This window comes from Actinosynnema sp. NPDC020468 (assembly GCF_040642015.1).
Lineage (GTDB): Bacteria > Actinomycetota > Actinomycetes > Mycobacteriales > Pseudonocardiaceae > Actinosynnema.
Window position 1 is genome coordinate 60124 of sequence record NZ_JBFAEO010000030.1, and the last position, 12356, is coordinate 72479.

Sequence of the window (12356 nt, forward strand, 5' to 3'; positions counted from 1 at the left end):
GGGCGGCGGCGGGGTGGGCGAATCAGCAGTTGGCCGTGACCTTCTTGGCCGCGGCGCTCACCTCGGCGTCGGTGCCCGACTTGAGGGCGGCCATCGCGGCCTTGGTCGCGTCCGCGCACTTGTGCAGCTCGCTGTTCTGGCCCTGCAACGTCGAAATGCGCCCGGACACGTCGGAGTTCTCCTTCTTCGTGTCCTCCAGCTCGTCCTTGGCGGACGACAGGCTCGTGGTCGTCTCGTCCAACCGCTTCGCCTCCTGCTCGGCGTCCGTGCGCGCGCCGAGCCACAGCACGATCGTGAGCACCGAGGCGCCCACCAGGAGCACGACCAGCACGCTCAGCAGCACCACCGCGACGCGGCCCTTCGCGGGCACGGGCGCGGGAGCGGGTGCCTGCGGCTGCCCCACCGGTTCCCAGGACTGCTGCCCGAGCGGCTGCGCCGGCGGCCCCACCGGGTAAGGATGTTCGCTCATCTCCCCCTCTTCCACGAGTTTCTCCGGAGCAAAGTTAGGGGCGAAACGAGACGACCGACCACCATTCGGCACAACACCCCCCGAATGACCTGACCGGGCGTCCGTTCGCCCGATCCCCGCTCCGGTCGCGGAACGGGGATCACGGAGCTTGGACGCGGCCGAAGGGGCGAAACCTCGCAATCATGACGAAAATCACCCGTTCAGCACAGTGCCCAACCGCCGCACACCCTCCGCGATCCGCTCGGGGGTGTTGGTGGTGAACGACATCCGCAGCGTCGCGCGATCCGGTTCCGACGCGTAGAACGCCGCTCCGGGCACGAACGCCACGTCCTGGTCGAGAGCGTGCTCCAGCAGCGGTCCGGTGTCCACCACCCCGGGCAGCCGCACCCAGAGGAACATTCCGCCGTCCGGGTCGGTGCACGCGGAACCGGCGGGCAGCACCGACCGCAGCGCGCCGACCATCGCGTCCCGGCGCGCCGCGTACGCCGACCGCAGCACGGCGAGGTGCGCGTCCAGGTCGTTCTCCGCCAGGTACACCGCCGCCGCGGCCTGGTCCACGGTCGACGTGTGCAGGTCCGCCGCCTGCTTCACCACGACCAGGTGCCGCAGCAGGTCGGCGGGCGCGCGCAGCCACCCCAGCCGCAACCCCGGCGCGCCGACCTTGGAGAAGCTGCCCAGGTGCAGCACCCGCTCGCCGAACGACGCGAGCGGCGGCTCGTCGACGCCCCGGTACCGCAGCTCGCCGTACGGGTCGTCCTCCACCACCCACAGCCCGTGCCGGTCGGCCAGCGCCGCGATCTCCGCCCGACGCGCGGCGGGCAGCGTGCGACCGGTCGGGTTGGCGAACGTCGGCACCAGGTACAGCAGCGCGGGCCGCTCCCGCCCGATCACCTCGGCCAGCGCCGCGGGCACCATCCCGTGCTCGTCGCCCGCCACCGGCACGACCCGCGCGCCCGCCAGCCGGAAGCACTGGAGCGCGGCCAGGTACGTCGGCTCCTCGACGGCGACCACCGCGCCCGGTTCCAGCAGCGCCGTCGCCACCAGGGTCAGCGCCTGCTGGGACCCGGTCGTCACCAGCACGTCGGAGGTCGGCAGCCCACGCCGGGTCAGCCGCGCGGACACCAGGGCGCGCAGGTCGGGGTCGCCCTCGGTCGGCGCGTACTGGAGCGTCCGCCGGGTCACCGCCCGGGCGAACGCGGCGCGCAACGCGTCCACGTCGAACAGCTCGGGCGCGGGCAACCCGCCGGCGAACGAGATCACCTCGGGACGGGACGTCAGCGCGAGCAGGTCGCGGACGGGGGAACTGGGCACGGAGCGCACGGGCGGACCACCTCGACGGCGAGAAGGGACAACTCGCGGTCGTGCCGCAGCGGGGAACGCGCAAAGGGTCGAGGCGTCGCGACCCAGCCTAACGGAGAATGCCGTCCATGGACCTGGAGGAGCACCGGCCGCGGCTCACCGGCTACTGCTACCGCCTGCTCGGCGGCGGCGCGGAGACCGAGGACGCGGTGCAGGAGACCTTCGTGCGCGCCTGGCGGACCCACGACCCGGAACGCGGCCCGCTGACACCCTGGCTGTACCGCCTCGCGACCACGATCTGCCTCGACATGCTCCGCGGCGCGCAGCGCCGGGCCACCGCGATGGACCTGTCCGACCCCGCCGCGCCCGGTTCGCCGCTCGGCGCGCCGCTGCCCGGCTCGACCTGGGTGGGCCCGTTCCCGGATGCGCGCCTGGAACCGGCCGCGCAGGCGGAAACCCGCGAGGACGTGCGGCTCGCGTTCGTGGCCGCGCTGCAAACCCTGCCGCCGCGCCAACGCGCCGTGCTGATCCTGCGGGACGTGCTGTGCTGGCGCGCCGCCGAGGTCGCCGACCTCCTCGACACCACGACCGCGTCGGTGAACAGCGCCCTGCAACGCGCCCGCGCGGGCCTGCGCCGACCGGAACCGCTCCGGCCCGCCGACCCGGCCGCCGTCGAGCGGTACACGCGGGCGTTCGTCGAGCACGACGTGGCCACGCTGGTGCGGATGCTGCACGAGGACGCCACGACGACCATGCCGCCGTTCGCCTGGTGGTTGCGCGGCGCGGCGGACATCGCGGCCGTGGTCGCGAACGCGCCGGACAGCGGGTGCGACGACGTGCGGTTGATCCCGACCCGGGCCAACGGGCAGCCGGCGTTCGGCCAGTACCGCCGGATCGGCGACGAGTACCGCCCGTTCGCCCTGGTGGTCGTGGAGTTCTCCGCCGACCGGGTGGTGAGCACGACCACCTGCCTCGACCCGGACCTGTTCGGGTTGTTCGACCTGCCGATGACTTTCCCGACGCCGGCACGTACCAGCGGGTGACCGACCACCGGGAGGAAGACATGCACACCACCGCCAACGGCGTCGTCATGTGGCACGACGCGCACGGCGACGGCGACCCGATCGTGCTGCTGCACGGCGGTTTCAGCGATTCGCGCGAGTTCACCGGCAGCCTGGACCGGCTCCCGTTCCGGGTGCACGTCCTCGACCGCCGCGGGCACGGCCGCACCCCCGACGTGCCGGGTCCGGTGACCGGCGCCGACCTCGCGGACGACGTGGTCGCGTTCCTCGAGGAGGTGGTCGGCGGACCGGCGCACCTGCTCGGCTACAGCGCGGGCGGCGTGGTCGCGCTGGACGTGGCGGCCCGCCGGCCGGACCTGGTGCGCCGGCTCGTGGTGCTCAGCAGTGCGTCCTCCGGCGCCGGCTGGCTGTTCCTGCCCGAGCCGGGCGGCGAGTTGCCCGCCGTGATGGCCGACCGGTACGCCGAGGTGTCGCCGGACGGCCGCGACCACCTCCAGGTCGTGGTGGACAAGTTCGCGCGGGCCGCGCACGAGCCGCGCGAGGTGGACCTCGCCGCGATCACCGCGCGCACGCTCGTGATCGCCGCGGACGACGACATCGTGCACCTGGAGCACCAATTGGCGCTGTACCGGGGCATCGCGGACGCGCAGCTCGCGATCGTGCCCGGCACGTCGCACCTGCTGCTGTTCGAACGCCCGGCGCTGGTCGGGACCCTGGTCGAGGAGTTCCTGACCGCGGACCCGACCCCGCTGATGCCGATCCGCCGGGCGGGCGGCACGCCCTGATCGCGGTATAAAGTCCGGGACCCGCCGGGTTCCCGACGCGCTGGAGGACGGGTGAAGGCCGAACTGCGGAACGTCGACGGCGAGCCGGTGCTGCGGTTCGAGCGGGTGTTCCCGCACCCGCCGGCGAGGGTGTGGCGCGCGGTGTCCGACCCGGAGCGGCTGCGGCAGTGGTTCCCGGCCGCCGTGACGATCGACGGCGACGCGATGGCGTTCACCCTCCCCGGCTCCACGACCGCGGGCGAGGTGCTGGAACTCGACCCGCCGCGGGTGTTCGCGTTCCGCTGGGACACCGAGGTGCTGCGGTTCGAGGTGGGCCCGCACGCCGAGGGCAGCCTGCTGGTGTTCACGAACGTGATCGACAACGAGCCGGCCGCCGGCCGCACCGCCGCGGGCTGGGACTCGTGCCTCGACGCGCTGGCGGCCCGGCTCGACGGCGCGGTCGCGGTGCCGCCGGAGGACTGGCTCGCGCCGATGGAGACCTACGTGCACCGGTTCGGCCTGGACGCGGGCGCGGTGGTCGACGGCGAGGTCCGGTTCACCCGCGACCTGGTGTGGAAGCCGCTGGACACGGTGTGGGCGTTGTTCACCGGCGGCGCGGAGGGCCTGCCGACCCGGGCGTGGAACGCGGTCGTGCCGCCCGGGCCGGTGGTCGAGGCCGGACCGCCGGCGCTCGCGTTCGACTCGCCGACCGGCCGGGTGCGCTGGACGTTCCGGCACGACCCGCGCCGCGGCACGGCGGTCGACCTGGCGCACGCGGTGGTCGACCCGGCGTTCGTGCCGCGCGCCCTGGCCGCGTGGCACGCGCACCTGGACCTGTTCTTCGCGGCGACCTTCGGCGTGGAGCGGCCGTGGCCCGCCGAGCGGGTGGCCGACCTGGTCGAGCGCTACCGGGCGTCCAGCGCGATCAGGTAGTCCCGCCCGTACGGGCCGTTCTCCAGCCCGTCGACGAGCACCGCGGGCAGGTCGGCGGCGATCTCGGCGGAGCACGACCCGGCCGCGAGCGCGATCGTCGCGACCGTGTCCACGTCGCCGGTGAACGCGACCGACGCCCGCAGCACGCCGCTCAACGTGGTGTTCCCGGCCAACGCGGTCAGCGCGGCGCGCACGCTCATCTCGCCCTTCGACCCGACCTTCCCCCGCCACGGCCGGGCCCACACCGGCTGGTCGAGCACGGCGGCGACCCACGACGCGACGTCGGCGACCGGGCCGAGCCCGTGGTGGCAGTAGTGCACGGCGAGCGCGGCGGCCCGCGCGGACGCGACGCCGGCGGGCGTGTCGTGGGTGACCCGGGCCTGCACGAGCGAGTGGTGCAGCACGTCGGCGACGGTCGGCAGCAACCCGACCGGCGCGGACCGCATCGCCGCTCCGCTCTTGTCCGAGTCCGGCCGGATCCGGGCGAGGAATTCCGCGCCGCTGTCGACGGTGTCCAGGAACCCCTGGAATCCGCGCGCGTAACCCACCCGCGGATCACGTCGATACGCGTTCACGAAGCTGTCCGCGATCGCTTCCGGGCACCACGGCCCGCCCGCCGCGAGCAGTTCCGCCAACGCCAGTGTCAACTGCGTGTCGTCGGTGTAGCGACCGGGTTCCAGACCCTCGTGCGAAGGGTGCCGCACGTAGCCGGCCAGCGTGTTCCGCGCCGCGGTGAACGCCGGGTCGGCGTACTCGAAACCCGCTCCGTAGGCGTCGCCGACGGCCAGTTCCAGCAGCACCGGATAAATCCCCCTAACCCGACGTTATGACCTTTTCGGTATGTCCCATTCCACCCCGTAGGATGGTAGATCTTTTCGTGACCAAAGACACCCTGTGCGCGAGAAATCGCGCTGTCTTCGGAAAGTTGGGAACCTTGCGAATCACCAGGCTGATCCCTGCGCTCGCCACCGCCGCGCTCGCCCTGCTCGCGGTCGTGCCGTCCGCCTCGGCCGCACCGGCGACCGGCGGTGGCGTGTCACCGGCCATCATCGGCGGTGGCAACGCGAGCAGCTCACCGGGCGCCGCACGGCTGTTCTCGAACGGCCAGCAGACCTGCACGTCCACGATCATCTCGGCGAACTGGATCCTCACCGCGAAGCACTGCGTGAGCGGTGGCGGCCTCTCGTTCCGCATCGGCAGCCTCGACCAGAGCAGCGGCGGCACGACCGCCAACGGCGTCCAGACCACCACCCACTCGGTGGCCGACCTGGCACTGGTCCGCCTCGACCGCTCGGTCTCGGCGACCTACGCGCGGCTCGGCTCGCCGGGTTCGGTGACCGTCGGCCAGTCCGTCCAGGTCTGGGGCTGGGGCGCGACCTCGCGCTGCGGCTCGGAGATCAACTGCCAGTCCCGCTACCTCAAGGTCGCGAACGTGACCGTGACCGGCGGCTGCACCGACGCCTACGGCGGCTCCGCGATCTGCGCCCGCTACGGCAACGGCATCACCGCCGGCGGTGACTCGGGCGGCCCGATGACCGCGGGCGGCGTCCAGGTCGGCGTGGCGTCGACCAGCGACCGCCAGACCACCACCGCCTACACCAACGTGACGGCGTACCGCTCCTGGATCCAGTCCGTCGCGGGCGTCTGATCCACCGACCGCCCGCCCGCGCCCCTCGGGACGCACCCTCGCAGGCGCGGGCGGGTTTCCACCTCGCACGGCGGCGGCCCCCCGGTCCACTTCGGACCGGGGGGCCGCTGTGCTTTCCCCGTGCCTACGAGGCGCGCCTGCGCGCGATCAGGCCGAGGGTGGCCGAACCGCCGAGCAGGAGCAGGAAGCCGGAGAGCGCGAGCCACCCGACGTCCACACCGGTCTCGGCGAGCCAACCGCCGGCCGGGTGCGGCTTGGGCTGGTGCTGCCAGTCGCCCTGACCGTGCTGCCAGTCGCCGACGCCGTGCGGCTCGCAGTCCACGCCGTGGTGGTGGTCGCCGTAGTCGCCGTGCTCACCGTGCTCACCGTCGTGGCCGTGCTCGCCCTCGTCGCCGTGCTCACCGGGGTGACCCGGCTGACCGTGCACGCCCGAGGGACCGTGGCCGTGGTGGTCGTCGCACTGGTCGTGGTCGCCGCCGACACCGTGGTCGTCGTCGCCGGGGTGCGTCACGCAGTGCTCGTCACCGGGGTGGCCGGGCTGGCCGGGGTGCCCCGGCTGACCACCGGGCTGACCGGGCTGACCCGGATGCCCGGGCTGACCCGGGTGCCCGTCCGGACCCTCGTCGCAGTGCGGGGGCCGCGGGTGGCAGTCGTCCGGTCCACCGGGCTGACCCGGGTGCCCACCGGGCTGACCGGGCTGACCACCCGGCTGACCCGGCTGACCACCGGGCTGGTCGACGCACGGGTCGGTCGGCCGGGTCGTGGTGACCCCGCCGACGTCCGACGTCGTGGTCGTCGTGGTCGCGCCCGGCGTCGTGGTCGTGGTGGTCGGTTGCGTCGTGGTGGTCGTGGTGGTCGTCGGCGCGGTCGTCGTCGTCAACGTCGTCGTCGTCGGCTGCGTCGTCGTGGTGGTGGTGATGGTCGGACCGGTCGTCGTCGGCTCGGTCGTCGTGGTGGTCGTGGTCGGAGCCGTCGTCGTGGTCGTCGGCTCCGTCGTGGTCGTCGTCGGTTCCGTCGTGGTCGTCGTCGGTTCCGTCGTCGTGGTCGTGGGCTCGGTCGTGGTGGTGGTCGGCGTCGTGGTCGTCGTGGTCTCGCACGGCACCGGGTCACCGCCCGGGGTGATCGAGATGCACGTCGGCGGCGTCGTCGTGGTCGTCGGCTGCGTCGTCGTCGTGGTCGGAGCCGTCGTCGTGGTGGTCGTGGTGGTGGTCGTCGTCGGTTCCGTCGTTGTGGTGGTCGGCTCGGTCGTGGTCGTCGTCGGTTCCGTCGTCGTGGTCGTCGGTTCCGTGGTGGTGGTAGTCGGTTCCGTCGTGGTGGTAGTCGGTTCCGTCGTCGTCGTGGTCGGTTCCGTCGTGGTCGTCGTCGGCTCCGTCGTCGTGGTCGTCGGTTCCGTCGTCGTCGTGGTCGGCTCGGTCGTGGTCGTCGTCGGTTCCGTGGTGGTCGTGGTCGGAGCCGTCGTCGTGGTCGTCGGGACCAGACCGCAGTTCGGGAGGTCGCCCGTGAACGGGTACGAGTGGATCTCCTGGCCGACGTTGGTGCTGCCGCCGTGCACCAGCGAGCCCGCGGTGAAGTAGCGGCCGGCGGTGCCGGGCGCGGTCACCGTCAGGGTGCTCGCCGGGTTGCCGACCAGCACGCTGCCCTGGAACTGCGAGAGGCCGCCGATGGTGGCCGAGGTCGCGGTCGGGAAGTTCCACAGGAGCTTCGGGCGCAGCGTGTTGAGCTGGCCGCCCTCGGTCAGCTCGCCCGAGTAGGTGATGATCGAACGCGTCGCGCCGGTCAGGTTCACCAGCACGGTGGCGCCCGCCGGGATGCCGTCGAACGTGATCGCCTGCTGCCCGCCGCCCGAGGCCGCGATGTCGAACGGCACGTTGAACACCTGGAGCGACGAGGTGCCGTCACCCGTCAGCAAGGTCTGGAAGCCCTGGTTGACCGCGGTACCGGTCGCCGCCTGCGTCGAGTAGCACGTGGACGCGGTGGTCAACTGCGCGGCCAGGCCCGCGTACGGGGCGAACGCGGCCGGGTCCTGGCTGTTCGTGCCGGTGATGTTGCCCGACAGCGTGCCCGCGTGGTGCACCACGCCGCCGTCGGCCAGCAGCGTCTGCCCCGCGGCGATCGTGACGTTCCCGCCGGTGACGAGGAAGTCCGAGCCCGCCGGCGGCGGCACCTGCGAGCCGACGCCCACGACGCCGATGTTGTACACCGACCCACCGGTCGTCTTGGCCTGCGAGAAGTTGCCTCCGACGACGACGCGACCCTCGGCCTCGACCGCGCCCGCGGTCACCGAGTAGTTGCCACCGGCGAAGATGTTGATGTTGTCGTCGCGGCCGGCGAACGAGCCGTTGCTCACCGCGGGGTAGGTGGCGGGGCACTGGGGTCCGAGACAGGGGCCGAGGCCCCCCGGCAACGGGTCGGCGGAGCCGCTTCCTTGCAGCACGACGGCGCCGACCAGGACGGCCGCGCCGACGACGCCGAGCAATTGGATTCGGGGCATGCGCTCGATGCTGTGTGCGGTCGCCGTGAGGTGCGCGCGGAAAACGGTGCCGCCACCCCGCCGTGTCGTTAAACCCCACGGCGGAGTGAAACCAAGACCCACTTTCAGGGAATCAAGTCCACTGCGGACTGTCCTTTGCGGACAGCGGAACCGGGGGTGACCGGAAGGTGAACGTCATCCGAATCCGTTTCACTCCACCGCGAAGTCGGCCCGCACGCCCACCAACCGCACCGCGCGCCCGTCGTCGAACCGGGCCAGCGCCACCAGCACGGCGCGCTCCAGCTCCGCCGGGTCCCGCGTCGGCACGGCGAGCGCCACCTGCCTGACCCGAGTCAGGAACGGCGCGAAGCGGACCTTCACCGCGACCCGCACCACGTCCCGCCCGTCGGCCGCCACCTCCCGCGCCACCCGGCGCGCCAGCACCCGCGTCTGCTCCCGGATCTCCTCCGGGTCGGTCAGGTCGACCTGGAACGTGGTCTCCCGGCTGTGCGACCGGGCCACCCACGGGCTCGCCGACACGGTGGTCTCCCCCGCGCCCAACGCGAGCCGCCGGAAGTACGGCCCCATCGCCGGACCGAACCGCGCGGCCAGCACCGCGTCGTCGGCCCGCGCCAACTCGGCCACCGTGCGCACCTCCAGCCCGGCGAGCTTGGCCGCCGTGCGCGGACCTATCCCCCACAGCGCCGACACCGGCCGGTCGGACATCACCGCCACCCAGTTGTCCCTGGTCAAGCGGTACACGCCGGCGGGTTTGGCGAACCCGGTCGCGAGCTTGGCGCGCAGCTTGTTGTCGCCGACGCCCACCGAGCAGGACAACCCCGTCCGCTCCAGCACGGCCTCCCGCACCCGCGCCGCGAACGCCTCCGGGTCGGCGGTGGCCACGCCGAGGAACGCCTCGTCCCACCCGATCACCTCGACCACCGCGGGCAATTCCCGCAGCGCGGCCATCACCTCGTCGGACACCGCCTGGTAGGCGTCCGGGTCGGTGGGCAGGAACACCGCCTCCGGGCACTTGCGCCTGGCCACCCGCAGCGGCATGCCCGAGTGGACCCCGAACGCGCGCGCCTCGTAGGACGCGGTCGCCACCACGGCGCGCCCGTCCGGGTCGCCGGCGCCGCCGACCACCACGGGACGTCCCGCCAACTCCGGCCGGCGCGCCACCTCGACCGCCGCGACGAACTGGTCGAGGTCGACGTGCAGCACCCAGTCCTGTTCGGACACCGGACCAGTATCACCGTGACATGCTGTCCGCGTGGATCCGGCCGAACTCGCCCACCTGCGCCGGGCGCGCGACCTCATGGACCGCGAGTACCGCAGGCCGCTCGACGTGCCCGCGATGGCCCGCGCCGCGCTGATGTCGCCCGCGCACTTCTCCCGCCGGTTCAAGGCCGCCTACGGCGAGACGCCGTACAACTACCTGATGACGCGCCGGATCGAACGGGCCATGGCCCTGCTGCGGCGCGGCGACCTGAACGTCACGGAGGTGTGCGTCGAGGTCGGCGCCACCTCGCTCGGCTCGTTCAGCACCCGGTTCACCGAGCTCGTCGGCGAGACGCCGAGCGCGTACCGGGCGCGCGACCACAGCGCGTCCGCGCCGGTGCCCGCCTGCTACGCCCGGCTCGTGACCAGACCGAGCAGGATTCGAGAAGCGTCCGGCTGACCGGGGGGATTACGTTCTGCGGCATGGACATCACCCTTTCCCACCTCTTCGTCCAGGTGCACGACCAGGACGAGGCGCTGACGTTCTACCGCGACGTGCTGGGCCTCGAGGTCCGCACCGACATGCCGTTCCAGGGCTTCCGCTGGCTCACCGTCGGCCCGCCCGGGCAGCCCGAGGTCGAGATCGTGCTGGAGGACCCGACCATGGGCCGTGCGCCCGACGACGCCGTGGCGCTGAAGTCGTTGCTGGCCAAGGGTTCCCTGGCCGGCGTGATCTTCCGGGTGGACGACTGCGACGCGCTGTTCGAGCGGGTGAGCGCGGCCGGCGCGGAGGTCATGCAGGAGCCGGTCGACCAGCCCTACGGCGTCCGCGACTGCGCGTTCCGCGACCCGTCGGGCAACCACCTGCGGTTCTCCAGCGCGGCGAAGTCCTGAAACCGCGCCCGGTCGTGACACGATCGGGGGGTGGACGGTGACGAGCGTGACCGCGACCAGGACGGCCGGGCGAGGAACGCCCGGCCGCGCGACGACCTCGGCCGTCCGCTGCCCCACGGCCTGCCCGGGGTGGAGCGGCAGCCCGAGGGCGTCGCGCGGACCCCGGACGAGGCGCTGACCGAGGCGCAACGACTGCTGGACGACGGCAAGCCCTTCCACGCGCACGAGGTGCTGGAGGACGCGTGGAAGGCCTCCGCCGAACCGGAGCGCGAGCTGTGGCGCGGGTTGGCGCAACTGGCCGTCGGCCTGACGCACGCGCTGCGCGGCAACCCGAAGGGCGCCCGCGCCCTCCTGGACCGCGCCGCCCGCAACCTCGAGCCGTTCGTGCCCGACCCGCCGCACGGGGTCGACGTGGCCGGCCTGATCGCGTGGACCGACGACCCGACCACCACCCCGCGGCTGACCGGCACCCCGCGCACCGATCCCGGCGGCACGCGGCACACCGACCCGGCAGCCGACGGCACGCGCACCGCCGACCCGGCCACCACCGCATCGCCGACCGACCCGGCACCGACCGGCGCGCCGTCCGCCGGCCCGGTGCCCACAGCACCGCCGACCGACGCCGAACCCGCGGCGAATTAGGCCGAACGCCCGCTTCGGGCGGAGTGGGGCGGGGTAACTGGAGTTCACCATTCCCCCCTAGGAGGCTCCAGTGTTGGCCATCATCGCAGCGGTTCTCTTCGGCCTCGCCCTCCTGCTGGACCTGGCGGGCGCGTCCCTGGGTCCCATCAGCAGCGGCGTCCTCGTGACGGCCGGACTGCTCTGCGTCGCGCTGCACCTCGCCGGCGTGGGCAGCGGTCTGCGCACCTCCTTCCGCCGCCGCCGCTGACCACACCGCACCGCGCACCGGGCCGGACGGGAGCACCTCCCGTCCGGCCCGTCCGCGTTCTCCTCACCCGGCCCACCGCCGTCGCGGCGGGTAGCGTGCCCGGCCATGCGCCGCGCCTGGTTCGCCCTCACCGCACTGGTGGTCCTCGTCGCGCTGGTCGTGCAGGTGTCCTCGACCCTCGCCACGTCCGGCGGCCGGTTCCCGGACCCGGGCGCGCGGCTGGTGAACCTGTTCTGCTTCTTCACGATCCAGTCGAACGTGCTGGTGCTGCTCACCACCGCGGTCCTGGTGTTCCGCGAGCGGCCCCCGGTGTTCTGGCGGGTGCTGCGGCTCGACGGCGTGCTCTCGATCGCGGTGACCGGCGTCGTCTACCACCTGGTGCTCGCGGGCCTGTACGAACTGCACGGCGCGGCGCTGCTCGCGGACGTGCTGCTGCACACCGTGTCGCCGCTGCTGTGCGTCGCGGGGTGGCTGGTGTTCGGCCCGCGCGGCCTCGTGACGCCAAGGATCGTGGCCTGGTCGACGGTGTACCCGTTGGCGTGGCTGGCTTTCACGCTCGTGCGCGGCGCGGTGATCGACTACTACCCGTACCCGTTCGTCGACGTCGCGACGCTCGGCTACGCGCGGGTCGCGCTCAACTGTGCCTTGGTGGCCGTGCTGTTCCTGGGCCTGGGCGCGCTCGCGCTGTGGCTGGACCGGCTGCTGACCAGGGTGCGCGAAGCGGCCTGACGAGTCGGGCGAATCGCC

The 12356-nt window shown here is 73.2% G+C and carries 14 protein-coding genes; 9 read left to right on the plus strand and 5 right to left on the minus strand.

Annotation, left to right across the window (positions count from 1 at the left end; genetic code table 11):
* Positions 1–22 precede the first annotated feature (22 nt).
* Together AB0G50_RS21895 and AB0G50_RS21900 are read right to left on the minus strand one after the other, a co-directional pair.
* Positions 23–469, minus strand: a complete 447-nt coding sequence (locus AB0G50_RS21895; protein ID WP_360111551.1) for a hypothetical protein — start codon at positions 467–469, stop codon at positions 23–25.
* Positions 470–661: 192 nt separating this feature from the next.
* Positions 662–1789 (minus strand): PLP-dependent aminotransferase family protein, encoded by a 1128-nt coding sequence (locus AB0G50_RS21900; protein WP_360111553.1) that lies wholly within the window; start codon positions 1787–1789, stop codon positions 662–664.
* 98 nt (positions 1790–1887) lie between these two features.
* On the opposite strand from AB0G50_RS21900, the gene AB0G50_RS21905 reads away from it, so the two are divergent.
* The 3 genes from AB0G50_RS21905 to AB0G50_RS21915 are packed head-to-tail and all read left to right on the plus strand — an operon-like array spanning position 1888 to position 4487.
* Positions 1888–2811: an RNA polymerase subunit sigma-70 gene (locus AB0G50_RS21905; RefSeq protein ID WP_360111555.1), complete on the plus strand. Its 924-nt coding sequence runs from the start codon at positions 1888–1890 to the stop codon at positions 2809–2811.
* A gap of 20 nt (positions 2812–2831) precedes the next feature.
* Entirely contained in the window at positions 2832–3575 is a 744-nt protein-coding gene (locus AB0G50_RS21910) for an alpha/beta hydrolase (protein ID WP_360111557.1), read from the plus strand.
* Positions 3576–3626: 51 nt separating this feature from the next.
* Positions 3627–4487: an SRPBCC family protein gene (locus tag AB0G50_RS21915; protein WP_360111559.1), complete on the plus strand. Its 861-nt coding sequence runs from the start codon at positions 3627–3629 to the stop codon at positions 4485–4487.
* Here AB0G50_RS21915 and AB0G50_RS21920 read toward each other — a convergent pair.
* Positions 4460–5287, minus strand: coding sequence for an ADP-ribosylglycohydrolase family protein (locus AB0G50_RS21920; protein WP_360111561.1), 828 nt, complete (start codon positions 5285–5287; stop codon positions 4460–4462). The genes AB0G50_RS21915 and AB0G50_RS21920 overlap by 28 nt on opposite strands.
* 182 nt (positions 5288–5469) lie before the next feature.
* Between AB0G50_RS21920 and AB0G50_RS21925 the strand changes: the two genes are divergently transcribed.
* Complete coding sequence (locus AB0G50_RS21925) at positions 5470–6135, plus strand: trypsin-like serine protease (protein WP_360111627.1); 666 nt, start codon at positions 5470–5472, stop codon at positions 6133–6135.
* Between the two features lie 124 nt (positions 6136–6259).
* On the opposite strand, the gene AB0G50_RS21930 is transcribed toward AB0G50_RS21925, so the two are convergent.
* Both AB0G50_RS21930 and AB0G50_RS21935 read right to left on the minus strand, forming a co-directional pair.
* Positions 6260–8626, minus strand: a complete 2367-nt coding sequence (locus AB0G50_RS21930; protein ID WP_360111563.1) for a choice-of-anchor A family protein — start codon at positions 8624–8626, stop codon at positions 6260–6262.
* 189 nt (positions 8627–8815) lie between these two features.
* Positions 8816–9847, minus strand: a complete 1032-nt coding sequence (locus tag AB0G50_RS21935; RefSeq protein WP_360111565.1) for a DNA polymerase IV — start codon at positions 9845–9847, stop codon at positions 8816–8818.
* 31 nt (positions 9848–9878) lie between these two features.
* Here AB0G50_RS21935 and AB0G50_RS21940 point away from each other — a divergent pair, with 31 nt between their 5' ends.
* The 5 genes from AB0G50_RS21940 (at position 9879) to AB0G50_RS21960 (ending at position 12338) form a co-directional block, all read left to right on the plus strand.
* Entirely contained in the window at positions 9879–10286 is a 408-nt protein-coding gene (locus AB0G50_RS21940) for a helix-turn-helix transcriptional regulator (RefSeq protein WP_360111567.1), read from the plus strand.
* Between the two features lie 23 nt (positions 10287–10309).
* Positions 10310–10720, plus strand: a complete 411-nt coding sequence (locus tag AB0G50_RS21945; protein ID WP_360111569.1) for a VOC family protein — start codon at positions 10310–10312, stop codon at positions 10718–10720.
* 30 nt (positions 10721–10750) lie between these two features.
* Entirely contained in the window at positions 10751–11362 is a 612-nt protein-coding gene (locus AB0G50_RS21950; RefSeq protein WP_360111571.1) for a DUF309 domain-containing protein, read from the plus strand.
* Positions 11363–11435: 73 nt separating this feature from the next.
* The gene (locus AB0G50_RS21955) at positions 11436–11609 is read left to right on the plus strand and encodes a hypothetical protein (protein WP_360111631.1); all 174 of its coding nucleotides are present in this window, start codon (positions 11436–11438) and stop codon (positions 11607–11609) included.
* Positions 11610–11714: 105 nt separating this feature from the next.
* Positions 11715–12338, plus strand: coding sequence for a Pr6Pr family membrane protein (locus tag AB0G50_RS21960; RefSeq protein WP_360111573.1), 624 nt, complete (start codon positions 11715–11717; stop codon positions 12336–12338).
* The last annotated feature ends 18 nt before the right edge of the window (positions 12339–12356 follow it).